Source organism: Pseudomonas sp. BN411 (assembly GCF_029871235.1).
Lineage (GTDB): Bacteria > Pseudomonadota > Gammaproteobacteria > Pseudomonadales > Pseudomonadaceae > Metapseudomonas.
The window spans coordinates 36,983-61,866 of sequence record NZ_SSOM01000073.1 but is presented as its reverse complement, the minus strand read 5'-3'; the positions used below and the strand labels follow the sequence as shown (position 1 = coordinate 61,866).

Annotated in this window: 20 protein-coding genes; 10 read left to right on the top strand and 10 right to left on the bottom strand. The window is 64.8% G+C overall.

The genetic code is table 11. From position 1 onward, the window contains the following. Positions 1-4: 4 nt before the first annotated feature. Complete coding sequence (locus E8F06_RS18305; RefSeq protein WP_280369830.1) at positions 5-2,890, bottom strand: EAL domain-containing protein; 2,886 nt, start codon at positions 2,888-2,890, stop codon at positions 5-7. Positions 2,891-3,092: 202 nt separating this feature from the next. Here E8F06_RS18305 and uvrD point away from each other — a divergent pair, with 202 nt between their 5' ends. From uvrD to E8F06_RS18290, 3 genes are all read left to right on the top strand, one after another. Beyond that, positions 3,093-5,273, top strand: a complete 2,181-nt coding sequence (uvrD, locus tag E8F06_RS18300; RefSeq protein WP_280369828.1) for a DNA helicase II — start codon at positions 3,093-3,095, stop codon at positions 5,271-5,273. Positions 5,274-5,471: 198 nt separating this feature from the next. Beyond that, on the top strand, positions 5,472-6,047 hold the full coding sequence (locus E8F06_RS18295) for a TetR/AcrR family transcriptional regulator (RefSeq protein ID WP_280369826.1): 576 nt from the start codon (positions 5,472-5,474) through the stop codon (positions 6,045-6,047). 124 nt (positions 6,048-6,171) lie between these two features. After that, positions 6,172-7,032 carry a Tim44 domain-containing protein gene (locus E8F06_RS18290; protein ID WP_280369824.1) on the top strand — a complete coding sequence of 287 codons (861 nt, stop codon included), beginning with the start codon at positions 6,172-6,174 and terminating at the stop codon, positions 7,030-7,032. A 278-nt stretch (positions 7,033-7,310) separates the two neighbouring features. Here E8F06_RS18290 and E8F06_RS18285 read toward each other — a convergent pair whose 3' ends face one another. Further along, positions 7,311-7,775, bottom strand: coding sequence for a YbaK/EbsC family protein (locus tag E8F06_RS18285; protein ID WP_280369822.1), 465 nt, complete (start codon positions 7,773-7,775; stop codon positions 7,311-7,313). Between the two features lie 136 nt (positions 7,776-7,911). Continuing rightward, positions 7,912-8,364, bottom strand: coding sequence for a GNAT family N-acetyltransferase (locus E8F06_RS18280; protein WP_280369820.1), 453 nt, complete (start codon positions 8,362-8,364; stop codon positions 7,912-7,914). Positions 8,365-8,498: 134 nt separating this feature from the next. On the opposite strand from E8F06_RS18280, the gene E8F06_RS18275 reads away from it, so the two are divergent. Then, positions 8,499-8,906, top strand: coding sequence for an SMI1/KNR4 family protein (locus E8F06_RS18275; protein ID WP_280369818.1), 408 nt, complete (start codon positions 8,499-8,501; stop codon positions 8,904-8,906). Positions 8,907-9,042: 136 nt separating this feature from the next. Here E8F06_RS18275 and E8F06_RS18270 read toward each other — a convergent pair whose 3' ends face one another. Next, entirely contained in the window at positions 9,043-10,803 is a 1,761-nt protein-coding gene (locus E8F06_RS18270; RefSeq protein ID WP_280369816.1) for a cation:proton antiporter, read from the bottom strand. 217 nt (positions 10,804-11,020) lie between these two features. Further along, positions 11,021-11,683 (bottom strand): GntR family transcriptional regulator, encoded by a 663-nt coding sequence (locus E8F06_RS18265; RefSeq protein ID WP_280369815.1) that lies wholly within the window; start codon positions 11,681-11,683, stop codon positions 11,021-11,023. Positions 11,684-11,954: 271 nt separating this feature from the next. On the opposite strand from E8F06_RS18265, the gene E8F06_RS18260 reads away from it, so the two are divergent. From E8F06_RS18260 to E8F06_RS18245, 4 genes are all read left to right on the top strand, one after another. Beyond that, the gene (locus E8F06_RS18260) at positions 11,955-13,346 is read left to right on the top strand and encodes an aspartate aminotransferase family protein (RefSeq protein WP_280369813.1); all 1,392 of its coding nucleotides are present in this window, start codon (positions 11,955-11,957) and stop codon (positions 13,344-13,346) included. Positions 13,347-13,454: 108 nt separating this feature from the next. Then, the gene (locus tag E8F06_RS18255; RefSeq protein ID WP_280369811.1) at positions 13,455-14,822 is read left to right on the top strand and encodes a glutamine synthetase family protein; all 1,368 of its coding nucleotides are present in this window, start codon (positions 13,455-13,457) and stop codon (positions 14,820-14,822) included. Positions 14,823-14,943: 121 nt separating this feature from the next. Continuing rightward, complete coding sequence (locus E8F06_RS18250) at positions 14,944-15,726, top strand: transporter substrate-binding domain-containing protein (protein WP_280369809.1); 783 nt, start codon at positions 14,944-14,946, stop codon at positions 15,724-15,726. A gap of 107 nt (positions 15,727-15,833) precedes the next feature. Beyond that, positions 15,834-16,316, top strand: a complete 483-nt coding sequence (locus E8F06_RS18245; RefSeq protein WP_280369807.1) for an acyl-CoA thioesterase — start codon at positions 15,834-15,836, stop codon at positions 16,314-16,316. Positions 16,317-17,564: 1,248 nt separating this feature from the next. On the opposite strand, the gene E8F06_RS18240 is transcribed toward E8F06_RS18245, so the two are convergent. The 4 genes from E8F06_RS18240 to E8F06_RS18225 all read right to left on the bottom strand — a co-directional run bounded on the left by E8F06_RS18240 (position 17,565) and on the right by E8F06_RS18225 (position 21,654). After that, a complete protein-coding gene (locus E8F06_RS18240; protein WP_280369805.1) occupies positions 17,565-18,965 on the bottom strand; it encodes a mannan-binding lectin in 1,401 nt (466 codons plus the stop codon). 276 nt (positions 18,966-19,241) lie between these two features. Then, positions 19,242-19,712 (bottom strand): copper chaperone PCu(A)C, encoded by a 471-nt coding sequence (locus E8F06_RS18235; protein ID WP_280369804.1) that lies wholly within the window; start codon positions 19,710-19,712, stop codon positions 19,242-19,244. 101 nt (positions 19,713-19,813) lie between these two features. Beyond that, the gene (locus tag E8F06_RS18230) at positions 19,814-21,187 is read right to left on the bottom strand and encodes a PepSY domain-containing protein (RefSeq protein ID WP_280369802.1); all 1,374 of its coding nucleotides are present in this window, start codon (positions 21,185-21,187) and stop codon (positions 19,814-19,816) included. 83 nt (positions 21,188-21,270) lie between these two features. Next, complete coding sequence (locus E8F06_RS18225; protein WP_280369800.1) at positions 21,271-21,654, bottom strand: DUF2946 domain-containing protein; 384 nt, start codon at positions 21,652-21,654, stop codon at positions 21,271-21,273. A 190-nt stretch (positions 21,655-21,844) separates the two neighbouring features. On the opposite strand from E8F06_RS18225, the gene E8F06_RS18220 reads away from it, so the two are divergent. Further along, on the top strand, positions 21,845-23,380 hold the full coding sequence (locus E8F06_RS18220) for a sensor domain-containing diguanylate cyclase (protein ID WP_280369798.1): 1,536 nt from the start codon (positions 21,845-21,847) through the stop codon (positions 23,378-23,380). 47 nt (positions 23,381-23,427) lie between these two features. After that, positions 23,428-23,832, top strand: coding sequence for a DUF3301 domain-containing protein (locus E8F06_RS18215; RefSeq protein WP_280369797.1), 405 nt, complete (start codon positions 23,428-23,430; stop codon positions 23,830-23,832). A gap of 106 nt (positions 23,833-23,938) precedes the next feature. Here E8F06_RS18215 and E8F06_RS18210 read toward each other — a convergent pair whose 3' ends face one another. Continuing rightward, positions 23,939-24,814: an alpha/beta hydrolase gene (locus tag E8F06_RS18210; protein WP_280369795.1), complete on the bottom strand. Its 876-nt coding sequence runs from the start codon at positions 24,812-24,814 to the stop codon at positions 23,939-23,941. Positions 24,815-24,884: the final 70 nt, after the last annotated feature.

The window sequence follows — 24,884 nt, the reverse complement described above, 5'->3', positions numbered from 1 at the left end:
TGCCTCAGCGCCAGAGCGCCGCAGCCTGCTCCTTGAGCAGCCGCACGAACTGGGGCGCTTCCACTGGTGGGCTGATCAGGTAGCCCTGGATCTCGTCGCAGCGCTGGCTACGCAGGAAGCTGAGCTGCTCATGGTTTTCCACGCCCTCCGCCACCACTTTCAGTTCCAGGCTGTGGGCCATGGCGATGATCGCGCGGGTGATGGCGGCGTCCTCGCTGCCGGCGGAAAGGTCGCGGATGAAGGTCTGGTCGATCTTCACGTAGTCCACCGGGAAACGCTTGAGGTAGCTCAGGGACGAATAACCGGTGCCGAAGTCGTCGATGGCCAGCTTCACGCCGATCTGGCGCAACTGGTGGAAAGTGGCGATGACGTTCTCGACGTTTTCCAGCAGGTGGCTTTCGGTCAGTTCCAGCTCCAGCAGGCGCGCCTGCAGGCCGGTTTCTTCCAGCACCTGGCGCACCAGGCTCACCAGGTTGCCCTGGCGCAGCTGGTGCATCGACAGGTTCACCGAGACGCGGATATCCGCCAGGCCCTGGCGCTGCCATTCGCGGGCCTGCTGGCAGGCCTGGCGCAGCACGAATTCGCCGATGGGGGCGATCAGCCCGGTTTCCTCGGCAAGACCAATGAAGTCCCCCGGCGGCACCAGCCCCTGCTGCGGATGGCGCCAGCGCACCAGCGCCTCCGCCGCATTCAGGCTGTTGTCGGCCAGGCCCAGCTTGGGCTGGTAGAAGACTTCCAGCTGGCCTTCCTCGATGGCCTTGCGCAGCTGGTTCTCCATCTGCAGGCGCTCCAGGGTGCAGGCCTGGAGGTTGTCGGTGAAGAACTGGAAGGTGTTGCCGCCCAGGTGCTTGGCGTGCTGCATGGCCATGTTGGCCTGGCTGATCAGGGCGGAAATATCGCGCGCGTTGTCCGGCAACAGGCTGATGCCCAGGGAGCCGCTGATCACCAGCTCGTGGCCACCCACGGTCATCGGCATGCGCAGCTTGCCGAGCAGGCGGCTGGCCTGCCGCGCGAGGTTGGCGACGCTGCCGTAGGCGTCGAGGATCACCGCGAACTCATCGCCCGCCAGGCGCGCGATGGTATCGGCCTCCGGCACGGCCTGGGTCAGGCGGCGGCTGACCTGGCGCAACAGCTGATCCGCCCCTTCATGACCGAGGCTGTCGTTGAGCACCTTGAAGCGGTCCAGGTCGATGTGCAGCAGGGCCAGGCTGCGGCCGCTCTGGCGCGCGCGCTGGCTGGCTTCGTGGAGCCGGTCCTTGAACAGGGTGCGGTTGGCCAGCCCGGTGAGGTCGTCGTAGTTGGACAGGTAGCGCAGGCGCTCCTCAGCCTCGCGACGGGCAGAAAGGTCGGCGAAGAAACCGACGATATGGCTGACATTGCCCCGCGAGTCGCGCACCACGTTGAGCTGCAGCCATTGCGGGTAGAGCTCGCCGTTCTTGCGGGTGTCCATCAGCTCACCCTGCCAGCTGCCGCTCTGCTCCAGCTCTTCGCGGATCAGGTGGTAGCGGCGGCGGGCTTCGCGGGTGCCGATCAGGGTGGCGACGCTACGCCCGATCACTTCTTCCTGGCGATAGCCGGTGACCTGGCTGAACGCCGCGTTGGTCTGGATTACCCGGTAGTCCGGGTCGAGGATGACGATGCCCTCGCTGGCCGCGTCGAACACCGTCGCCGCCAGGCGCTGTTCTTCGTCCTGGAGCTTGCGCGCGGTGATGTCGCGGCGGGTGCCGAGCATGCGCAGCACCTTACCCTCTTCATCCCGCTCCACCACGCGGCCACGGTCTTCCACCCAGACCCAGTGGCCATCGACGTGGCGTACCCGGTAGTCGATGGCATAGCCATCGGTGCGGCCCTTCAGGTGTTCCACCAGCGCCCGGCGCAGCAGCGGCAGGTCGTCCGGGTGCAGGCGCGGCTTGAGGTCGCTGAGCACGCGGGTGACGTCGTCAGCCTCGATGCCGAAGATGGCTTTCAGTTGCGAGTGATGGACTTCGTCGGTTTCCAGGTTCCAGTCCCACAGGCCGAGCTCGCTCGCCTCCAGGGCCAGGGCCAGGCGCGCTTCGCTCTTCACCAGGGCGTGGCTGGCATCGGCCAGCTCCAGCGTGCGCTGGGCCACGCGCATTTCCAGCTCGCCATGGGCACGACGCAGGTCACGCTCGGCGCGGCGGCGCTGCTCCACTTCACGGGCCAGTTCTTCGTTGAGGCCTTCGGCGCGGCCCTTGGCCTGCTCCAAGTGGCTGATCAGCGCCTGGTTCTGAAAGCGCTGCAAGAGGCTGCGCTGCACCAGCCGGTTGACCTGCCAGGCCACCACCATGAGCGAGGCGGCGAGGATCACCCCGAGCACGCCCCAGCCGCGCAGCAGCGGCGTATCGCCCAGCAGCAGCCAGGTGATGGAGGGCAGCAGGCAGGGCAAGGCGAACGTGAGAAAGGCCGAAAGGCTGACGGCATAGGCAACGCTGGCGGAGAGGATCGCGGCGGCGATCAGCCCGTAGACCAGCGCCTGGGTCAGGAAGGCGTCCGGCGGCACCAGTGCCACGGCGGCGAACGCCAGGGTCAGGCCTGAAGCGCCGGCGCCTAGCAGGAAGGCCCGGCGCCAGCGCGGGCAGGCCTGCTTCGAGGGCAGCGCCTGTTTGAACGCGGCCACCTGGGTCAGGCGCAGGATGGCCAGCAGCACCAGCCACACCAGCCAGCCGCCGAGCAGCAGGCTGTTGCCCGGCCCCCAGAGCAGGTAGGCGCAGGCCAGGCCGTTGAGCAGCATGAACAGGGTAGGGACCTGGGACCCCTGGTAAAGAAGGCGCGTGCGTTCGGCCGCAATGTCGGTCGCGAACTGCTGGCGAATCTCGCGGCTGTCGGCCAGGGACAGCGTCTGGCCGGCAAACATTGAATTAGCGGTCATAGGCGCTTGTTTTTGTCTTGGTCTGCCTAAGCGAGCCCGGAGCTTACCCGAGCGGGGAGAAGCTGCAATAGCTTTATGTGCGAGGTTCCGGACGAGCGTCCCCCAACTTTAGGAGGGTCTCTGGCCCCAGCATCTGCGACCGTCCAGCTGACCATCCGGTCATCGGTTTGCCCTGCCCCGGCCGCCCCCCTAGAATGCCGCGATGCATGACGATCTCTCCCTCCTCCTGAACTCCCTCAACGATGCTCAACGCCAGGCCGTAGCGGCCTCGCTGGGGCGTCAACTGGTGCTTGCCGGCGCCGGTTCCGGCAAGACCCGCGTGCTGGTGCACCGCATCGCCTGGCTGATCCAGGTGGAGCAGGCCTCGCCGCATTCGATCCTGTCGGTCACCTTCACCAACAAGGCCGCCGCCGAGATGCGCCAGCGCATCGAGCAACTGCTGGGGATCAACCCGGCGGGCATGTGGGTCGGCACCTTCCACGGCCTGGCGCACCGCCTGTTGCGTGCCCATTGGCAGGAAGCGGGGCTTGCCGAGAACTTCCAGATCCTCGACAGCGACGACCAGCAGCGCCTGGTCAAGCGGGTGATCCGCGACCTCGGCCTCGACGAGCAGCGCTGGCCGGCACGCCAGGCACAGTGGTTCATCAACGGGCAGAAGGACGAGGGCATCCGTCCGCAGCACATCCAGGCCGGCGGCGACCTGTTCCTCGGCACCATGCTGAAGATCTACGAAGCCTACGAGGCCGCCTGCGCGCGCACCGGAGTGATCGACTTCTCCGAGCTGCTGCTGCGCGCCCTCGACCTCTGGCGCGACCGCCCGAGCCTGCTGGAGCACTACCAGCGGCGCTTCCGCCACGTGCTGGTGGACGAGTTCCAGGACACCAACGCCGTGCAGTACGCCTGGCTGCGCCTGCTGGCCAAGGGCGGCCAGAGCCTGATGGTGGTGGGCGATGACGACCAGTCGATCTACGGCTGGCGCGGTGCGCGGATCGAGAACATCCAGCAGTTCTCCAGCGACTTCGCCGACACCGAGGTGATCCGCCTGGAGCAGAACTACCGCTCCACCGCCGGCATCCTCAAGGCTGCCAACGCCCTGATCGCCAACAACCAGGGACGTCTGGGCAAGGAGCTGTGGACCGAGGGCGAAGACGGCGAACCCATCGGCCTGTATGCCGCGTTCAACGAGCACGACGAAGCCCGCTACGTGGTGGAGAGCATCGAGAGCGCCCTGAAAGACGGCATGGCCCGCAGCGAGATCGCCATCCTCTATCGCTCCAACGCCCAGTCGCGGGTGCTGGAAGAGGCCCTGCTGCGCGAGAAGATTCCCTACCGCATCTATGGCGGCCAGCGCTTCTTCGAACGCGCCGAGATCAAGAACGCCATGGCCTACCTGCGCCTGCTCGACGGCCGTGGCAACGACGCCGCGCTGGAGCGGGTGATCAACGTACCGCCGCGCGGCATCGGCGAGAAAACCGTGGAAAGCATCCGCGAGTCCTCCCGCGTCAACGAAGTCTCGATGTGGGAAGCGATGCGCCTGATGATCGCCAACAAGGCCCTGGCCGGTCGCGCCTCCAGCGCCCTGGCGGTCTTCATGGAGCTGATCGAGAACCTGACCGCGAAGTGCCTGGACATGCCCCTGCACCTGATGACCCAGACGGTCATCGAGCAGAGCGGCCTGGTGGCGTACCACAAGGACGAGAAGGGCGAGAAAGGCCAGGCCCGGGTGGAAAACCTGGAGGAACTGGTCAGCGCCGCCCGCGCCTTCGAGAACGAAGAGCCCGAGGACGACCTCACCCCGCTGCAGGCCTTCCTCAGCCACGCCTCGCTGGAAGCCGGGGAAACCCAGGCCGACGCCTTCGAGGACAGCGTGCAGCTGATGACCCTGCACAGCGCCAAGGGCCTGGAGTTCCCGCTGGTGTTCCTGGTGGGCATGGAAGAAGGCCTGTTCCCGCACAAGATGAGCATGGAAGACCCGACCCGTCTGGAGGAAGAACGCCGCCTGGCCTACGTCGGCGTCACCCGCGCCATGCAGCGCCTGGTGCTGACTTACGCCGAAACCCGCCGGCTCTACGGCAGCGAGACCTACAACAAGGTCTCGCGCTTCGTCCGCGAAGTACCGCCGCAGCTGATCCGCGAAGTGCGCCTGAACAACAGCATCAGCCGTCCCATGGGTGCCGGCGGCCGCCACGGCTCCATCTTCGATGGCGCCGCCGTGCCGGAAACGCCCTTCTCCCTGGGCCAGCGCGTGCAGCACGCCTTGTTCGGCGAAGGCACCATCCTCAACTTCGAAGGCGCCGGCGCCCAGGCGCGGGTACAGGTGAAGTTCGAGAGCGAAGGCAGCAAGTGGCTGATGCTGGCCTACGCCAAGCTGCAGCCGCTCTGATTTATCTGTGGGGGCGAATTCATTCGCTGAGCAGGCCGCAGGCCTGCCCTTGGTGATCAAGGGGCGGCTTCGCTGCCCTTAGCGAATGAATTCGCCCCCACAAGAGCAGCAGCCGCCCCCTTCGGCATCACCCTCCGCCCGTCCGATGCCCCTGTCGCCTCCGCGAGCTTGGCCATACTCAGTGGCGGAGGTAATTCCATGCCCCGCTCCCCCAGCGCCCAGCAGATTCTCGATTGCGCCCTGTCCCTAGCCGACAATTGCGGCTGGGAGCAGCTTCACCTGTTCGAGGTGGCCAACCAGCTCGGCGTCGGCCTCGACGCCATCGCCAAGCACTTCCGGCAGAAAGATGACCTGGTGGAAGCCTGGTTCGACCGCGCCGACCTGGCGCTACTGGAACGTGGCAAGGGCGGCGACCTGACGGCGTTGAATGCCGAAAAGCGTCTGGAAGAACTGCTGATGGCCTGGCTCAGCGCCCTGGCGCCGCATCGTTCCGTGACCGGGCAGATGCTGCTCTACAAGCTGGAGCCCGGCCATTTTCACTTGCAAGTGGCGGGTCTGTTGCGAATCAGCCGCACCGTGCAGTGGTGGCGCGAGGCAGCGCAACGGGAAACCCTGCATCTATGCCGCATCGCCGAGGAAAGCCTGCTCACCGGTGCCTACCTGCGTACCTTCGTCCACTGGCTGCGTCACCCCACTGAGGACGAGGCCGATCTGCGCGCCCTGCTTCGCAGGCAACTGCGTTTCGGTCCATTGATCCTCCTACTGCGCAGATGAACGGTATGGCCGGAAAAGGCCGATTTCAGTGCCAGACAAAATCCCGAAACACTCTGCCCCTAGCTATCGCGCGACTGACTGTGCAGCATGGCGCGCGTAGATTCATAACCAAGAGAAGCCTCTGATGCGCCGATTCCTCAGTATTGCCCTGGCCCTCTGCGTCGGCCTGACGCTGAGCCTGGATGTCAACGCCGCCAAGCGTATGGGCGGCGGCAAGTCCTTTGGCTCCGCGCCGACTCACCAGACCCGCCAGGCAGCACCTGCCCAGCAAACCCCGAATGCCGCCGCGCCTGGCGTAGCCGGCAAACCCGCTGCCGCAAGCGGCGCGTCCCGCTGGCTCGGCCCGCTGGCCGGCATCGCCGCCGGTGGCCTGCTCGCCTCCATGTTCATGGGCGACGGCTTCGACGGCATGCAGATCTTCGACTTCCTCATCATCGGCCTGATCGCCTTCCTGATCTTCCGCTTCCTGGCCGCCCGCAAACGCGCCCAGCAGCAGGGCCGTCCCGCCATGGCTGGCGGCCATGCGCCGTTCCAGCGCGAAATGCCGCAGATGCCGCAGCAGCAATCGCCGATCTTCGGCAGCGCCGCCCCGGTGGCCCAGCCGGCCTTCAACGCCCCGAGCTGGTTCAACGAGCAGCGCTTCGTCGAAGCCGGCCGTGAACACTTCATGGCCCTGCAGCAGCACTGGGACGCGGCCGAGATGGACAAGATCGCCGAGTTCGTCACCCCGCAGATGCTGAACTTCCTCAAGGAAGAACGCGCCAGCATGGGCGACGCCTACCAGTCCACCTACATCGACAACCTCCAGGTGCAACTGGACGGCATCGACGAGCTGGCCGACAAGACCGTCGCCACCCTGACCTTCAGCGGCATCTCCAAATCCTCGCGCTTCGACCAGGGCGAGGCGTTCAGCGAGAGCTGGCGCATGGAGCGCGTGAACGGCGACAACCAGCCCTGGCTGGTGGCGGGCATCCGTCAGAACTGATCGCTGGCGCACTGAAAAAACCCCGGGCTTGTCCCGGGGTTTTTCTTTTCACTGGCGCCGACCTCCACCTCGCCGCCAACGCCGGCGGGCGATGGAGCGACGGAACCAGAATGGCGGCGGTTGCGGCGGCCGAACGCCTTTGATCTTCTGCATGATTTAGCGAGCTAGAGAAGAACAAGGCGAAATTGGCTGAGGACGCGGAGTTTACGAGTTGTAAATGAGCAGTCCGAAGCCAATTTCAACGCAGTTATTCCGACGCGCAGCAAATCATGCCCCGCCTAGTGGCAGAGCTCGCAGACTTCGGCATCTGGCACCAGCTTCAGGTAGTCGTCCATCCGCATATGCACCAGGTTCTCGTGGTCACCTGCCTCCAGGTAGATGTCCTTCTGCCGTGTCAGCTGCGGGTCCACCACCATATTCATGCCGTAGGGCTCGCCTACTGCGGGCACGGCGCCGAGTTCGCAGTCCTTGAACAGTTTGGCCAGGTCGGCCTCATGGGTGAGCTGCCAGAGCCTGGCGTCCTTGCGTACCTTGCCCACGTCCAGATGGCGGCTGGCAGGTACTACCGCCATGAGGAAGTGACCTTGGCGGTCGTCGAGGATCACCGTCTTGGCCAGGCGCTCAGCCGGGATGTTGGCGACCCGAGCCGATTCGAGGCTCGTGGCCGAGTGCGGGTGCGGCACCACATCGAACCGGGTATGGGAACGCGCCAGGCTACGCTGCAGGGTTGCGGCCATTCGCATGATGCACCTCCTGTCGTTAACCAGGGATGGTTGGCTGCCCGGGGGCAGCCGTATCGGTGCACACAGTTTAGCCAGCGAGCCCCCGTAGGGCTGAAGCAGTTGGTACTGAGCCGCGCCCGTTAAAGCAGCTTGAGGCCTAAGCGCGGCGCATGCCGATGTGGGGAATGCCGTCGTCCAGGTAGACCTCGGTCACCGGCGAGAAGCCATAGCGGCCGTAATAACCCTGCAGATGTGCCTGGGCGGAGAGGTAAACCGGCATCCCCGGCCAGCGCCTTTCGGCCTCTTCCAGGGCGCGCTCCATCAACCCGTGTCCCAGGCCACGGCCGCGCGCCTCGGCCGCACTGACCACCCGCCCGATCACCACGTCGCCGCCCTGGGTCGCCGGGTCCAGCAGGCGCAGGTACGCCAGCAGCGCGCCATCTTCCCAGGCCATCACATGGCAGGTATCGGCTTCCAGGTCCTGGCCATCGACATCCAGGTAGGGACAGTTCTGCTCCACCACGAACACCTTGCAGCGCAGGGCCAGGAAGCCATAGAGCTCGCGGGTGTCGAGTTCGCTGTGGTGCTTGCAGGTCCAGGCGATGGCCATGATGGGGTCCTCGGAAAAAGGTCGAGCTTAACGGTTTGGCAGCCCCATGCATCTCCATGTGACGATCAGGCTCTTTTCTTCCCAAGCCCCGGCTACTGTATAAAGCGCATCCCAATGCAAGAGGGCCTGCCGCCATGGAAGAAGTCATCGAACAGCTGCGCGAACTCAACGAGCCGGTGCCGGTTCCCCTGGAGCTTCCTGACGAGGAGTTGCTGGTGGAGATCGAGGAGCAATTGCTGATCAACCTGCCCTTCGAGCTGCGTGAGTTCCTGCTAAAAGTCAGCGACGTGGTCTATGGCCGTCTGGAGCCGGTGACCGCCACCGACCCGCAATCCCACACCTTCCTGCCGGAAGTCGCCGCCGTGGCCTGGGACCTGGGCGTCCCCCGCGACCTGGTGCCGCTCTGCCAGGATGGCCGCGACTACTACGTGGTCGATGGCGAGGGCGAAGTACTGCTGTGGGACGGCGACGAAGGCGAGCTTACCGACGAGAGCTGGGACTCGGTGTGGCACTGGGCAAGAGACGTCTGGCTGGCCAACTGAGCGAACGCGCTACTGCGCGTCGGAATAGCAGCGTTGAAAATAGCGCTCTCCCTTCGGGCCAGCCTGCGGCTGTTACTCTCGTTGGTCGTTTCGCCTTGCTCTTCTCTAGCTCGCGAGCGCGTTAAGAGGTAGACGCTCAATGATGGTGGTCCTGGTTCTGCTCCAAGGTCTCCATCAGCGCGATCTGCATCCGTGAATGCACGCGGATCAGCCAGCGCCAGAGCAATGCGCTGACGCCCGCCGCCAGCAGGGCGATCAGCACCAGCAGTTCCAGCGTCGGCAGGATGCTCGCCGACAGGGCCATCAGCAGCAGCATGATGCCCAGCAGCGACAGCAGCGGAATCACTTCGGCGATCACCTTGCGCACCCGCTCGGTATGGCGCCCGGCCTTGTCCGGCGTCACGCCCATTTCCGCCAGTAGCATGGAAAGCGCCTTGAGCTTGCGGTAGGCGGCAATCAGGAAGGGCAGCGACAGCAACAGCGCGCCACCCCATATCAGCGCCTTCTGCAGGTTGGGCGAGGCCACCCACTCGCTCAGGTACTCGGCCAGGGTGCCGGCGAAATAGGCGCTGCCCAGGAAGATGGCCACCACCAGCGCCAGGTTGACCATCACCTGCAGCAGGATCTTGCGGATCATCCCCGCCAGAACCGCGCTCTGGCCCTGGGGCTGGATGCTGCGCAGCCAGTCGCCGTAGTAGCCGAACACCCGCGCCAATGGGCGTGGCATGGCCTTGGCCAGCTTGATCGACAGAGGGTCGGCAGCGCGGATCAGATAAGGCGTCAGCAGGGTGGTGATAGCCGACACGGCCACGGCCACCGGATACAGGAAGTCGCTGGTGACCTGCAGGGTGATGCCCAGCGCGGCGATGATGAAGCTGAACTCGCCGATCTGCGACAGGCCCATGCCGACCCGCAGCGAGGTGCGTCCGTCGTTGCCGGCGATGAAGGCGCCGAGGCCGCAGGAAACCATCTTGCCCAGCACCACCGCCAGGGTGATGACGACGATGGGCCAGGCGTACTCCACCAGGATCTTGGGGTCGATCAACAAGCCGATGGCGACGAAGAAGATCGCGCTGAACATGTCGCGCACCGGTTCGATCAGCCGTTCGATCTGCACCAGCTGGCGCGACTCGGCCATGATCGCGCCGATCAGGAAGGCGCCCAGCACCATGCTGTATTCCAACTTCACCACCAGCAGGCAGAAACCGAAGCAGAGGCCGAGCACCGTCACCAGCAGCATCTCGTTGCTCTCGAACTTCGCCACGTAGGCGAGCAGGCGCGGCACCAGCAGGATGCCGATGACCAACGCGACGATCATGAACAGGCTGAGCTTGCCCACGGTGGCGAACACTTCCCCGGTTTCCACCGAGCCGCTCACAGCGATGCCCGAGAGCAGCGCGATGATGCCGATGCCGAGGATGTCTTCAACGATCAGCACACCGAAGATCAGCTGCGCGAAGCGCTCGTTCTTCATCTTCAGGTCGCTGAGCGCCTTGACGATGATGGTGGTGGAGGAGATCGCCAGGATCGCGCCGAGGAACAGCGAATCCATGGTCTTCCAGCCGAAGTAGCTGCCGATCTCGTAGCCGATCCAGATCATCAGCACGATTTCCAGGAAGGCCGCGATGAACGCGGTAGCCCCCACCTTGAACAGCTTGGCCAGGCTGAATTCCAGGCCCAGGCAGAACATCAGGAAGATCACCCCCAGCTCGGCGAGGGTCTTGATGGTTTCTTCGTCGTGGATCAGCTCGAAGGGCGGCGTGTGTGGGCCGATGATGAAGCCGGCGACGATGTAGCCCAGCACCACCGGTTGTTTGAAGCGGTGGAAAAGGATGGTCACCATGCCCGCGACCAGCATGATCACGGCAAGATCCTGGATGAAAGCGATGGCATGCATGGCAACGGACTCCTTTTCTGCAATGCGCGGCACAGCGGGCCCGCGCGGGGCTACTCGCTTGGCTCCGGTGGAGCCATGTAGGAATTAGGGAAAGTAAGGCTAGGACGGCCGCAGATTATCATCGCGACCTTTCTCTCCAGGGCGATGCAATATGCAGTAACACTTGCCTGAAGGGTCCTACGGGAGCGAGACCGGCCCGCCCCCGAGGAATGGCGGGTCAGCCGCTGCGGGCCTGGGCGAAGTCCAGTTCCAGCAGGTTGAGGAGGAATTGGCCGAAGTAGGTAAGGTCCTGCTCGATGGCGAAGCGCGCGGCCTTGCCGTCACCGGCCTGCAAAGCCTTCAAGGCGTCTTCGTGGAAGTCGTTGAGACGCAACGACAGATCCGCCTCGGTGAACAGGCGATTGAAGAAGGGACCGACCTGCAGCCAGAGGGTTTCGATGGTGCGCAACAGGACCGGGTTGCCACAGGCGCCATACAGCACCCGGTGAAACTGGCTGTTGTCGGTCAGGTAGCCCTGCACATCGCGCTGCTCGATGGCGGCGTCCATGCGCTCCATGCAGCCCTGCAGAACATTCAGCTCATCGGGGGAAAGCCGGCCCGCGGCCGCCTCCACCGCCATGCCTTCCAGCGCCATGCGCACCTGGAATATCTGCTTGAAGCGTTCGCGGGTCATAGGCGGCACGCGCACCGAGCGCTGTGGCTCGCCCTCCAGGGCACCTTCGGCCACCAGGCGCTGCAAGGCGGCGCGCACGGGCATCGGGCTGGTACCCCAGGCGGCGGCGAGATCGCGGATCTTCAGGCGCTCGCCGGGTTTGAAATGGCCTGCCAGCAGGCCCTCGCGTAGTCGTTGGTAAAGCAGTTCCTGCAGGTTCTCGGCCATGGGCATATCACCGTGCAAGGGCCGGCGGCGCCGGCAGTTGGTTCAGGGTCAGGCTGCAGTTACGCATGCGCTTGGTCGCCTTCTGTTGATGGGTTGATCACTACGACCCCAGGTCGAGTCCGGACCAGCGGAGGCTTTCCATCTGGTCTATCGTTCGATCCCGTGATCACAAATCTGCTTTCAAGTTAATTTTCAGGGCCTTTTTTCGCAAGTCTTGACAGAATTGTGATCACAAAACACGATGTGCAGAAATTCGAACGAGGTGTTCAACATGACTGCCAGTGGAATCAGCCAAGCCGCCGTGGAAACCTTTGCCGCCCGCGAGCGCGCCCGTTTCCTGGAGCGCAATCCGAAATCCGTCGCCCTCGCCGAACGCGCGCACAAGTCGCTCTACGCCGGCGTGCCGATGCACTGGATGGCCGACTGGTCCACGCCCTGCCCGCTGTTCGTCGAGCGCGCCAAGGGCGCCCGCTTCTATGACGTCGACGGCCACGAGTACATCGACTTCTGCCTGGGCGACACCGGCACCATGTTCGGCCACTCACCGGACCCCATCGCCCGCGCCATCGCCGAGCAGGCCAACAATGGCCTGACCACCATGCTGCCGGGTGAAGACGCCGTGGTCTGCGGCGAACTGCTGGCCCAGCGCTTCGGCCTGCCCTACTGGCAAGTGACCGCCACCGCCACCGACTCCAACCGCTACGTGCTGCGCTGGGCCCGCGCCATCACCGAGCGCAAGACCCTGCTGGTGTTCGACGGCTGCTACCACGGCACCGTGGACGACGTGATGGTGCGCTACCGCGACGGCGAAACCGTGCCTCGCTCCGGTCTGGTGGGCCAGGCGTACGACCTGACCCAGTACAGCCGCTCCATTCCCTTCAACGATGTCGAGGCGCTGGAAGCCGCCCTGGCCAAAGGCGACGTCTGCGCCCTGCTCTGCGAGCCGGCGATGACCAACATCGGCATGGTCCTGCCCGATCCTGGCTTCATGCAGAAGTGCCGCGAGCTGACGCGCAAGTACGGCAGCCTGCTGATCATCGACGAAACCCACACCATCTCGACCGACATCGGTGGCTGCACCCACCTGTGGAACCTCGACCCGGACTTCTTCGTGGTCGGCAAGCCGATCGCCGGCGGCGTGCCCTGCGGCATCTTCGGCTGCAGCGCGGAGATGGCGGAACGGATGCTCGCCTCGCGCAAGAAGGCCCAGGAAGACAGCCACGGTCACGGCCACAGCGGCATGGGCACCACCCTTTCGGCCAATGCCCTGGCCATGCACTGCATGCGCGCCAACCTCGAACAGGTGATGACCCAGGCCGCCTACGACCACATGCTGCCGCTGGCCAAGCGCCTGGCCGACGGCTTCCGCAGCCTGATCGCCAAGTACGACCTGAAGTGGTCGGTGACTGAGCTCGGCGCCCGCAGCGAATTCCAGTTCTGCCCGGTGTCGCCGCGTACCGGCGCCGAGGCCGAAGCCGCTTTCCACGATGAGCTGCAGATGGCCCTTCACCTTTACCTGATCAACCGCGGCATCCTCATCACGCCGTTCCACAACATGACCCTCTGCTGCCCGAGCACCAGCGCAGCCGACGTGGACAAACTGATCGCCACCCTGGATGACGCCATCGGCGAGCTGCTGGCCATCCCCGGCGCCCGGCTCTGATCCCGGCACCGAACTGATTCGTAGGATGGGTTGAGCGAAGCGATACCCATCAAGCCCGACGATGGGGCATTGCCCCATCAAAGACAGGCCAACCACCGAGCCCTGACCATGCAATTCGCCAATCCCCAGGAAGCCCGCGACTTCCTCGAACAACACCCCGAGGTGCGCAGCATCGAGCTGATGCTGATCGACGCCAACGGCATTCCGCGCGGCAAGCTGCTGCACCGTGACGAGCTGTTGCCGATCTTCGAGAACGGCCGCCCGCTGCCCAGCTCCATCCTCTCGCTGACCATCCAGGGCGAGGACGTCGAGGCCAGCGGCCTGGTCTGGGAAGTCGCCGACGCCGACTGCTGGACCTACCCGGTTTCCGGCTCGCTGTCGCTGCAGCCCTGGCGCAACACGCCCACCGGCCAGGTGCAGGTCAGCATGCACCCGACCCAGGGCCTGCCCGCCACCCCCGGCGATCCGCGCCATGTGCTGGCGCGCACCATCGACCGCCTCAAGGCCGACGGCTACCACCCGGTAATGGCGGTGGAGCTGGAGTTCTACCTGCTGGACAAGCATCGCGACGCCAATGGCCGTCCGCAGCCGGCCCTGCAGGCCAACGGCGTACGCCCGCAGGCGCCGCAGGTCTATGGCGTCTACGAGCTGGAACAGCTGCAGCCCTTCCTCGATGACCTCTACGCCGCATGCGAGGTCCAGGGCCTGCCGGTGCGCACCGCCATTTCCGAGTACGCGCCCGGCCAACTGGAACTGACACTGGAGCATCGCTTCGACGCGCTCCAAGCGGTGGACGAAGGCATTCGCTACAAGCGCCTGGTCAAGGGCGTCGCCAACAAGCACGGACTCATCGCCTGCTTCATGGCCAAGCCCTTTGGCGACCTCGCCGGCAGCGGCCTGCACATGCACGTGAGCCTGGCCGACGAGCAGGGCAACAACCTGATGGCCAGCGAAGACCCGCACGGCACGCCGCTGCTGCGCCACGCCATCGGCGGCATGATGGCGACCCTCAACGACACGCTGGCGATCTTCTGCCCCAACGCCAACTCCTACCGCCGCTTCCAGGCCAACAGCTACGCACCGCTGGCCAAGAGCTGGGGTGTGAACAACCGCACCGTGTCCTTCCGCGTGCCGGGTGGCCCGGCCAAGAGCCGCCATGTGGAACACCGCATCTGCGGCGCGGACGCCAACCCCTACCTGGCGGCTGCGGCGATTCTCGCCGGTATCCACAAAGGCATCCGCGAGCAGATCGATCCGGGCGAGCCCATTGTCGGCAACGGCTACGAGCAGGCCCGCGAAACCCTGCCCACCGACTGGCTCACCGCCCTGCGCAACCTGGAGCAGTCGACCTGGGCCAGGGACGCCCTGGGCGAGGACTTCCTGAAGATCTTCCTCGCCATCAAGTGGGAAGAATTCCGCCAGTTCGTCAGCGAAGTGGGTGAGCAGGATTGGCGCTGGTACCTGACCCACGCCTGATGGCGGACGCAAGGTCCGTCATGGTGCCCGGCCGGTCTGGCCGGGCACTGAAGTTTCCCCGAGCCGCTGCTAGGCTGAACGTCATTCCCTACCCTTCCAGGCCCGCCCGATGAAGGCTGCGATGTTCGCGCTGCTGTTCCTGGCCCTCGGCGTCTGCCAAGCGGAGCCACTGCGCATCGGCCTGGAAAGCCACGACTACCTCCCCTATTACCGCGCCCTCCCCGGCAAGCCCGCCGAAGGTTATGCGATCGCGGTGCTGCAGCTCTTTGCCACCAGCCAGGGCCGCGCCCTCGAACTGGAAGCCCTGCCGATCAACCGCCTGCACCGCAACCTGCAGACCACCGACCGGCTGATGCTGGTGTTCCCCGACAACCCGGCCTGGTCGCGCCAGCTCAAGGGCGATGCGCGAATGCATTACAGCCGCCCGGTGATCCGCGTGGTGGACGGCAGCCTGGTGTTGCGCGAACACCTGGGACGGGGCATCGCCTCGGTGCGGCGCCTCGGCACCGTGCGCGGCTTCACCCCGGAAGCCTGGCAGGAACGCCTGCGTGACGGCCAGGTGCAACTGGTGGAGGCCAGCGACATCGCCAGTCTCGTGCGCATGCTGCTGCGCCTGCGCATCGATGCCATCTATGCCAACCCGGAAGTGCTGCACCACTACCTGGCGACCAGCACCAACCTGGGTGGCGACCGCCTGCTGCTGGACCCGGAATTGCCCCTGGCGCAGACCGCCTTCCACGCCAGCAGCCTGAAGCACCCGGAGATACTCGAAGCCTTCGACCGCTTCCTGGTCGAGCAAAGCGACAAGCTGGCGCAACTGCGCCGCGAACACGGCCTGGCCTGCGGTCCCAGCGACCTCGTAGAAGAACGACCGGCCTGTCAGCAAGCCAACCAGACACCCTGACCGCACGTTATCCACAGCGGTCCCGAAATTGCGCGACACTGCAACTGTGGCGTCCAGGCGCCGACCCGCGTCTATCCCGGACAGACCCCACAGCGACGAGGCCAGCAATGGAACCCGGAACCGCACAACTGTCGATGACCGTCCTGATGACCCCGGACATGGCCAACTTCTCCGGCAACGTCCACGGCGGCACCCTGCTCAAGTACCTCGATGAAGTGGCCTACGCCTGCGCCAGCCGCTACGCCGGCCGCTACGTCGTGACCCTCTCGGTGGACCAGGTGATCTTCCGCGAGCCCATTCACGTGGGCGAACTGGTCACCTTCCTTGCCTCGGTGAACTACACCGGCAACACCTCGATGGAGGTGGGCATCAAGGTGGTCACCGAAAACATCCGCGAGCGTTCGGTGCGACATACCAACAGTTGCTTCTTCACCATGGTGGCTCTGGATGACGAGCGTCGCCCCGCTGCAGTTCCGCCACTGCAGCCGGCAACCCCCGACGAAAAGCGCCGTTATGCCCAGGCCAAGCAGCGCCGCCAGATCCGCCAGGAACTGGAACAGCGCTACCAGGAAATGCGCGAAGGCAGTTGAGCCCTCGCTTTTCCACCCTGTTCCCCAAAATCAGTGGAAGGGCCTGTGGATAAGGTGTAGACCAAGCTCCAGGCCCCGCACCACGCAGGCCTTCTCGCGATCTGGCGATTTTCTGAGCATTTTCAACAACTTGGCTTGTGCACTGCTCACAGATACTGTGCAGCAGGCTGTTGATAACCTGTTCGGATACTGCTCTGTGCCCCGCCATTCGTGGCTTTCCGGCGATTGATCAACTTCTGATCAATTTTTGGTGGCCGCGGAATGCCTGGCACGGCCCCAGGCCTCCTCCCAGCTGAAATCCCCATTACAGAGCCGTTTCCCCCATTTTCCGTGGATGCAACTGTGGATAAATTGTCGATGGATGCCTGGGAAGCAGGCACGACGCAGCTTTCCACTGCCTGGGTATTTTTCGAGCAAAATCATAGGGATAACTGCTTCGTTGCACACAATATCTGTGCAGCCATCTGTGAATAACTTGTGCGGACAATGCTGCAGGCCTCAAATCCCGTGGCTCGCAGAACATTGGTCAGTTTTTACCCAAGTCTTCTTGGACGCTCTTCTGCTGTGAATAACAGATCGACGCCATCACCGGATGGGGCCGCTCCATCGGCAACGGATGGCGCATCCGTGTGCATCAAGCGCCGTTTTGGCGTGAATTCGCGCGCTCCTCAGCGATCTGTTCACAGGCCGGCAGAGTTTTTACCCAATTCCCGTGGATGCTGTTGTGGATAAGCTGTAGTTCGAGTGCCAGGGGCCAGAGCTGCCGCGGCTTTTCGCGCTTTGTTCATTTTTCGTTCTGATTCAAGCACTTGGCCCACATATTCTGTGTAGCCATCTGTGGATAAGCTGTTTGGCCATGGCTGCAGCCCTGTAAGAATGCGGCCTGCGGCGTTGTGATCACTATTTGATCAGCCTCATCGGCCAAACTGGGCCGCGCTCCGCCAAGCCAGGCCCGGTCAATCCCCGCGCCATTAATCCACAAGCGGCAGCATCAAGATTTCCACGCTTGTGCCCAAATTACGTGGACTGGTCTGTGCATAAGTTGTCCATGGATGGCTGCAGGCCAGGCAGCAAGAGGCCTGTAGAAGAATGTACATTTTTCGAGCAATATCAACGAGTTACCCAGCCGGCTGCACACAGAATCTGTGCAACCGGCTGTGGATATACTGTTAGGACCAAGCTGCAGCCCACGAATGACGGGGCTTTCGAGAACCTGATCAATAAACGATCAGGCGCCTCAGGATCGACTTATCCCCCGCAACACCCGCAGACCGACATGGAACCGGGCTCGGTGGTCTTCCAGTTGCCGTTCCAGCCGCCCTTGTTGCTGCACACTTGTGGACAGGTCTGCGCGGCCTGGCCGTTGTTCCAGATGGGACCGGCCTGCACGTCCTGCGGCGTGGTGCACTGGCCCTGCACCACGTCATCGAAGATGTGGCTCAGCTTCGCCCAGGGAATGGTGTTGCTGTTCCCGCTGCCATTGAAGTTGTGGCAACCGAAGCAGTTGGAGATGAATGACTGGGTCGGGTCCACGTTCTGGTAGGTGGTTTCCATCACCGTGTTGGCCAGGCGCATCGAGCCACGCTGGTTGGAGAAGTTGGAGGACGGCTGGGTGACGTCGTTCTGCCAGATGGCGCCGACATTCATGTAGTTCTGCCAGACGGCCATCGGATTGTCGCTGGACAGCACCGAGAGGAAGCCCTGGATCTGGGTGTTGAGGCTGTCGATGTCGGCGATGTTGTCGGAGGCCTCGTGGTCCGAGACATTGGTGCCGTCGTGGTAGACCCTGCAGATTTCCGAAGGCGTGCCGGTGAGGCTGGAGCTCGGCTGCGCCTGGTTCATGTTGCAGCCCGCAGGTGGGTTATCCACAGCACAGGTGGCACTGGTGAATGACCAGCCACCCGCCGGGGCGGTGGCGGGATTGCTGCATTCCGGCACGTTGCTGCGGTGCTCGAAGGTGGCCCAGATGAACTCCGGATGCAGCGCGGTGGCGATGGCCATGTGGAATCCGACCATGCCCAGCAGTTCATTGCCCGGTACGCCGTCCACGTTGGCTTCGATCCAGAAGTAGTTGGGCTTGTCGGCGTCGGTGATGATCCGCCACGCGCTCTTCAGCTCGGTGGTTCCGCTCGGGTAGTTCAGCGCGCTCTGGATCTGCGGGATATTGCACAGGCTCTGGCTGAAGCGGATCTCGTAGAAGACCACGTTGCCGTTCTGGTCGAAGATGGTGTCGCCGCCACCAGCCTGGCCGGTGCGGTCGGGAATCTGGAAGGGCGTGTTTGCAGCGGCGGGCTCCACCCGGCGCACGAACATCACCTCGGCCTGCTTGGACGGGTCGCAGGAGTTGGTGCCGGTGGCCTGGAGGATCGGGTAGTTGGTATTGACCTGGAAGTTGCGCAGGCTGGGATCGCTGGTCGACGGGCTGACCAGCTGGAAGAACCATTGCCAGGCGAACTGGTAGAAGTCGCAGAAGTCGGCGTTGCTGCCTTCGGGGATTTCGCCGGGTGGGTTGGGGTTGGTGATCCAGTCCTGGCTGGCGCTGCACGCGGGGCTCGCTGCTTGCGCCGAGCCAGCCACCAGCAAGGGGCCGGCGCAGGCAAGCACCAGGACCAGCAACCAGGCGACACGGAATGTCCTTGTAGCGTTCATCTTCCCTCTCCTTTTCTGCTCATCAAGGCACGGGCCGGCGGAGCGCTGCGAAACACGCAGCGCCCTGGCCCAAGCGGTGCATCGTCAGGGAACAGTGAGGGCAGATGATTCAAGCGGGGCCGCGCAATGCGCGGGGCTGGCGTCCTGCCGGCGGGTGCTCCATGCGATGGAATCAGGCTAGAAGAGGCACCACGCCTCGGCAAACAATGCCGCCGAGCGGCATTGTGGATAACTGGGCAGGGAAGGCGCGGAGCCGGTCGGCCCCGCGCGCGGACGTCAGTGCTGGTGCTCGGCGGTTGCCGCAGGAGCCTGCGTCTGCACGTGGACTTCCACGTCCAGGTCGCCGGCCTTCTGGAAGTGCAGGGTCATGGGGAACTTGTCGCCATCGTTCAGCGGCTGCTTCAGGCCGAACATCATCAGGTGGTAGCCGCCCTGCTCGAAGCGCGCTTCGCCGCCAGCGGGAATCTCCACACCGCCTTCGACCTTCTGCATCTTCATCAGGCCGTCCTTGTGCAGATGCTCGTGGATCTCGGTCTTGCCGGCACGGGCGGTATCGGCGCCCAGCAGCTTGTCCGCCTCCGTACCCTTGTTGTGGATAACCAGGTAGGCGGCGCCGTTGGGCGATACCGCGGGCACGGCCATGGCCCAGGGGTGCTCGATGTGCAGCGACCCGAAGGTGTAGTCGTGGGCGGCCAGGGTGCCGGAAAAGCTCAACAGGGCCCCCAGGGCCAGCAACGTCTTGCGCATGTCGGAACTCCATTCATTCGATTGACTGGCACCTACCCCCGGCAGGTGCCGATTGCTCTCCGTTGCGGACGCGGCCCGTGGGCCACGCCTGCCGAACCGGTCTAGCCGGCCACAACCTTGCCGCCGCCGATGCGCGACAGCACCGCCCAGTCCAGCGCCCAGATCGCCAGCAGCGACAGCCCCACCAGCGGGAAGGCGATGCCGAGGCCGATCATGATCACCACCGCGGTTTTCCACAACGGCAGGTCATGCCGCAGCGGCGGTACGCCCAGGCTGCCCTGCGGGCGGCGCTTCCACCACATCACCAGGCCGCTCAGGGAGCTCAGCAGGATCAGCAGACAGACGCCGAACATCAGCAACTGATTGGCCAGACCGAAGAACTTGCCTTCGTGCAGCACCACGCCCATTTCCACACTCTTGGCCACCACGCCGTAGTCCTGCCAGCGAATGTCGGCCAGCACCTTGCCGCTGTACTGGTCCAGGTGCAGGGTCGCGTCGTTGCGCGGGTCATCGGCGAACACGGCAATGCTGTAGACCCCGGTCTCGTCGGCGGGCAGGGTGATGCTGTAGCCGGGCACCACGCCGCGCTCAGCAGCGGTGTTCACCACTTGCTGCAGGCTCACCTGCCCGCTTGGCGCGGCCATGCCGGTGGCGCCATGTCCCTTGTGCGCGGCGTGGGGATCGGAGGCCGGCAGCGGGGTGTTTTCCACCGCCCAGGCCACGGTCTGGTCGGCAGCGGTGTTCAGACTACGGGCCTGCTGGTCGGACTTGGGCACCTCGTTCCACATGGCGGCGGGGAAGCGGTTCCACACATCGGAGAATTGCTCGCCCCAGAAGCCGGTCCAGGTCATCCCGGTGAGCAGCATGAACAGCAGCAGCAGCGAGCCCCAGAATCCGGTCACTGCGTGCAGGTCCCGCCAGAACAGCCGCCCGCGATTGGCCAGGCGCGGCCAGAACACGCCGCGCATACCCTGACCCCGTGGCCACCAGAGGTAGACGCCGGACACCACCAGGACGATGGCCCAGCCGGCGGCCAGTTCGATCAGCCGGTCGCCGACCGTGCCGATCAGCAGCGTGCCATGAAGCGAACGGGAAATGGCCTGGAGGTTGTTTTGCGCGTCCTGGGTGCCCAGCACCTGGCCGCTGTAGGGGTCGAGGAACAGATTGGTCTTGCGCCCGTCCAGGCTGACCACGAACTGCGCGCTGTGCTCGGCATCCACCGGCGGCAGGTACTGGCTGACGGCGGCCTGCGGGTACGCCTGGCGCACTTTGTCCAGCTGCTGGTCGGCGCTGAGCGCCTGCCCGGCCGGGCGGACCAACATCAGGTCGCTGTAGAGCAGGTTGTCCAGCTGGGGTTTGAACAGATAGATGCTGCCGGTGACCGCCAGCATGATCATGAAGGGGATGACGAACAGCCCGGCATAGAAGTGCCAGCGCCACGCCAGGTTGTAAAAGGAGACAGTGTTCTTCGACATTGTCGTGCTCCCTGATGAACCAGTGGTCCGCACGCACGCGCGCCTGAACAGGGCGTGCGCACGGCAAAGAAAGGTTGCGTGGATCAGGAAAGCGCGACGGGGGGTGCGCGGGTCAGCGCGCCGGGGAAGACGGTCCGACCACCGTGGCCAGCCAGGGGCGCCAGCGCGGCATGCGGACTGGTAAGACCGGCCAGGTCCAACCCGTGCAGGGTCGCGGAGTTCAGGGCCGGGGAGTTGAACAGTAGGGTGCAGTAGCCGCACTTGGCCCAGGACATCTCGTGGTCGGGCATCGCCGGCTGGTGGCTCGGACCGCCATGCTCGGCAGAACAGGCCAGTTCGCCCATCCACTCGGGCACGCCGCCCTGCCCCATGTCCCGCGCCTGGGACACCAACGGACCGACGAACACCAGCAGCATGGCCAGAAGGCCAAGCCAGGCGCCGCGTTGTCGTGTTCTGCCGTAGGTCACAGGGAGGGTTCCATACCGGTCGATCCGGGGGCGCCTATGCTAGCCATGCGCCTGCCTGGGTTGAAGCCTAGTCGCTGGGACAGAAGGACGCAGGTCGGGTGCCGGCGATTTCCAACCGTTCAGTCACAAGACAGCCCCACCCGGTGGTGCCAGAATCCAGCCGTCGGCTACCAGGCCCGGGAGGGCCTCGATGGAAACCCTGTACTTCTCCCCCATGCTGCTCGGGCTCAACCTGATGCTCGCCAGCGCCGTCGCCTGCACCGGTCTCTGGTACTTCTCGCGGCCCTATCGCGGCCCCGGATTCTGGATGGCCGGCGCCTGGACCCTGATCCTCGGCATCCTGCTGTTCATGGGCTTCATGGCCAGCGGCAACCCGGTCCTCAACGTTCTGGGCAACGCCACCCAACTGGCCGGCGAGGCGATCCTGCTACTCGGCGTATTCCGCTTCCTCGGCCGGCGCCCGCCCTACTGGACGGTACCGGCCAGCGCCGGCGCCATGGCGCTGGTCAACAGCTGGCACTGGTTCAGCGCCATCAACAGCGAACTGCTGATCGCCATCTACGCCGCCATCGGCGGTGCCCTGCCCTTGCAGGCCTGCTACGTGTTGCTGGCCGAGCGCCGCGAACCGGCGCTGCGCAGTGCGCGGCTGTTCGTCGGCCTCACTCTCCTGGGCTACGCGCTGGTGACGCTGCTGCGCGCCGGCATCGGCGTGCACGACTGGCTGCAGCAGGTGGAGCACCCGGACGTCACCCGCTCGCTGAGCTACCTGCTGCCGTACAACTTCGGCATTCCGCTCTGGGTCATCGCACTGGTCGGCCTGGCCCTGATGACCATGCGCCGCATCCTCGAGGACAGTCAGCGACACGCCCGCGAGGCAGAGGCCAGTGCACACCGCTTCGAACGGCTCATGGGCGTGGCCAACGCCGGCATGCTGGTGGTGGACGATGGACGCATCCTCGATGCCAACCCGATGCTCGAACAGCTCTTCGCACTGCGCCGTGAACAACTGCTCGGCCAACCTCTGGCCCGGTTGGTGACCGAGGCCGAAGCGCCGCGACTGGCCGAGCTGCTCCTGCAGGCCGACGGCCGCCCCCACGATATCGATGCCTGCCGGGGAGATGGCAATGGCTTCCCGGCAGAACTGGCCATCGCCTCCCTGGACAACTCCCACCAGCGCCTGGTGGAGATCCGCGACGTCAGCCATCGCAAGGCGCTGGAGCAACAGCTGCTGCACCTGGCCACCACCGATCCGTTGACCGGGGCGCTCAATCGCCGCGCCTTCGAAGAACGCGCCGAACAGGAGCTGCAGCGAGCGCGGCGGCAGCACTCGCCGCTGTGCCTGGCGCTGCTCGACCTGGACCACTTCAAGCAGATCAACGACCGCCACGGTCATCAGGTGGGCGACGAGGTGCTGCGTCAGTTCAGCCAGCTCTGCCAGCGACAGGCGCGCCGCACCGATCTCTTCGCCCGCTACGGCGGCGAGGAATTCATCTTCCTGCTGCCTGATACCAACGCAGATGCCGCCCACCACCTGCTGGAGCGACTGCGCCTGGCATTGCAGGGGCTGGAGATCGTCACCGCGGATGGCAATCTGCGGGTCAGCGTGAGCATCGGCCTGGCCAGCGTCAGCGCCAATGACGATCTGCACCGGCTGCAGGGTGTGGCCGATGCGGCCCTGTACCGTGCCAAGCAGCTGGGAAGAAACCGTATTGAGCTGGCCCTCTGAAACCACCGTGGATGGTTTAAGCTTGGGACTAAGTTTCCGGAGTCATCATGCTGAGCCTGGCTGACGTTTTCCTGCTGATGTTGTTCGCCGCCGGCGCGGCTTGGCTGTGGCGCGGGCACGGCGTGCGCGAGCGCGCCCTGGTGCTGGCCAAGCAGCACTGCGCACGGCTGGATGTGGAACTGCTGGACGGCAACGTCGCCTTCCGCCGTCTGGCGATGGTCCGCGACGGCAAGGGCAACCGGCGTCTGGCGCGCATCTATGACTTCGAATTCACCGTGACCGGTGAGCAGCGCCTGACGGGGAGCATCCAGATGTTCGGCAACCACCTGGGCCGCATCGATGTGGAAGCCCATCCCTTCCAGGCCGAAACCCAGCACGACGGCAAGGTTATCCACATGAACGAGTGGCGCCGCAGCCATCCCAAACCGGATGAGCAGCGACGGGTGGATTGAGCGGGCCGGACCACGCGTCACCGGTCCGCCATTCGTGTTCCGAACAGGTTCCGATGGTGGATGTAAAAAGCGACATCCACCCTACCGCCAGCTTCAGCCGCAGAATTCATCCACGCAGCAGGAACTCGGTCACGCGCTCGGCGCTGGCCTGTGGATATTCCTGCATGAAGCAGTGACCGCCCTCGACCACCTGAGCACTGACATGGCCATTGAGTGCGGTCAGTCGTGCCACTGACTTGGCCACGAAGGGATAGCTGTGCTGCCCGTGGAGGATCAAGGTCGGCGTGACGATGCGACCGAGGGATGGCCACAGGCGCTTGGGGAAGGAACTGAAGATTTCCGCTTCGCGGCTCGGCCGGCACTTCAGCTCAACACCGTTATCCACAGCCTTGATAGCGTGATCCACGTAGCCCCGCAGCGCCTCTTCGGTCCAGCCCTTGAAGATGCCCCGCCCGTGCAGGCCGTTCCACGCGGCCTCGCGGTCGGCCCAGTGGTTGCGCCTGGCACGCGCGCGGCTGGCCATGGTGGTGCGGCGGTGCAGGCCGAGCACTTCGGAGAAGGCCATGGCCCCGACCATGGTCGGCGTGAAGATCACCGGATCGAGCAACACAGCGCGGCTGAACAGCTCGGGATGGCGGGCGAGGATCAGGCTGCTCAGCACCCCACCGAAGCTGTGCCCCACCGCCATCCGCGGGACCTCGCCGAACGGCCTGCGCCCGGCCTCGAAGGCTTCCACCGCCAGCTCGGCATTGCGGTTCCAACCGAGGAAGCGGCCACCATGGTCGCTGTCGCCGTGGCCCTGGATGTCGCAGAGCCAGAGATCGAAGTCCTCGGCCAGCGCCTCCAGCATCGGCGAATAGGTGCGGCCACAGAAACCGTTGCCATGGAGAAAGTGCAGGAGCGGCTTGCCGGAGGCCGGCGTTTGCCAGCCGCGCAGGGTGAATCCGGCGGAAGAGGAGTGGGACCAGGGGATCAATTGCATCGAACGTGCCTCGAAATAACTGCGCGAAGTGTATCCGCAGACTTCCGTCCAGAGCAGTGGGTGAGGTCGG

Bases quoted from the DNA above. Each gene is read 5' to 3' on its own strand.
- E8F06_RS18305 (WP_280369830.1), bottom strand. From the start codon at position 2,890: ATGACCGCTAATTCAATGTTTGCCGGCCAGACGCTGTCCCTGGCCGAC.
- uvrD (WP_280369828.1), top strand. From the start codon at position 3,093: ATGCATGACGATCTCTCCCTCCTCCTGAACTCCCTCAACGATGCTCAA.
- E8F06_RS18295 (WP_280369826.1), top strand. From the start codon at position 5,472: ATGCCCCGCTCCCCCAGCGCCCAGCAGATTCTCGATTGCGCCCTGTCC.
- E8F06_RS18290 (WP_280369824.1), top strand. From the start codon at position 6,172: ATGCGCCGATTCCTCAGTATTGCCCTGGCCCTCTGCGTCGGCCTGACG.
- E8F06_RS18285 (WP_280369822.1), bottom strand. From the start codon at position 7,775: ATGCGAATGGCCGCAACCCTGCAGCGTAGCCTGGCGCGTTCCCATACC.
- E8F06_RS18280 (WP_280369820.1), bottom strand. From the start codon at position 8,364: ATGGCCATCGCCTGGACCTGCAAGCACCACAGCGAACTCGACACCCGC.
- E8F06_RS18275 (WP_280369818.1), top strand. From the start codon at position 8,499: ATGGAAGAAGTCATCGAACAGCTGCGCGAACTCAACGAGCCGGTGCCG.
- E8F06_RS18270 (WP_280369816.1), bottom strand. From the start codon at position 10,803: ATGCATGCCATCGCTTTCATCCAGGATCTTGCCGTGATCATGCTGGTC.
- E8F06_RS18265 (WP_280369815.1), bottom strand. From the start codon at position 11,683: ATGGCCGAGAACCTGCAGGAACTGCTTTACCAACGACTACGCGAGGGC.
- E8F06_RS18260 (WP_280369813.1), top strand. From the start codon at position 11,955: ATGACTGCCAGTGGAATCAGCCAAGCCGCCGTGGAAACCTTTGCCGCC.
- E8F06_RS18255 (WP_280369811.1), top strand. From the start codon at position 13,455: ATGCAATTCGCCAATCCCCAGGAAGCCCGCGACTTCCTCGAACAACAC.
- E8F06_RS18250 (WP_280369809.1), top strand. From the start codon at position 14,944: ATGTTCGCGCTGCTGTTCCTGGCCCTCGGCGTCTGCCAAGCGGAGCCA.
- E8F06_RS18245 (WP_280369807.1), top strand. From the start codon at position 15,834: ATGGAACCCGGAACCGCACAACTGTCGATGACCGTCCTGATGACCCCG.
- E8F06_RS18240 (WP_280369805.1), bottom strand. From the start codon at position 18,965: ATGAACGCTACAAGGACATTCCGTGTCGCCTGGTTGCTGGTCCTGGTG.
- E8F06_RS18235 (WP_280369804.1), bottom strand. From the start codon at position 19,712: ATGCGCAAGACGTTGCTGGCCCTGGGGGCCCTGTTGAGCTTTTCCGGC.
- E8F06_RS18230 (WP_280369802.1), bottom strand. From the start codon at position 21,187: ATGTCGAAGAACACTGTCTCCTTTTACAACCTGGCGTGGCGCTGGCAC.
- E8F06_RS18220 (WP_280369798.1), top strand. From the start codon at position 21,845: ATGGAAACCCTGTACTTCTCCCCCATGCTGCTCGGGCTCAACCTGATG.
- E8F06_RS18215 (WP_280369797.1), top strand. From the start codon at position 23,428: ATGCTGAGCCTGGCTGACGTTTTCCTGCTGATGTTGTTCGCCGCCGGC.
- E8F06_RS18210 (WP_280369795.1), bottom strand. From the start codon at position 24,814: ATGCAATTGATCCCCTGGTCCCACTCCTCTTCCGCCGGATTCACCCTG.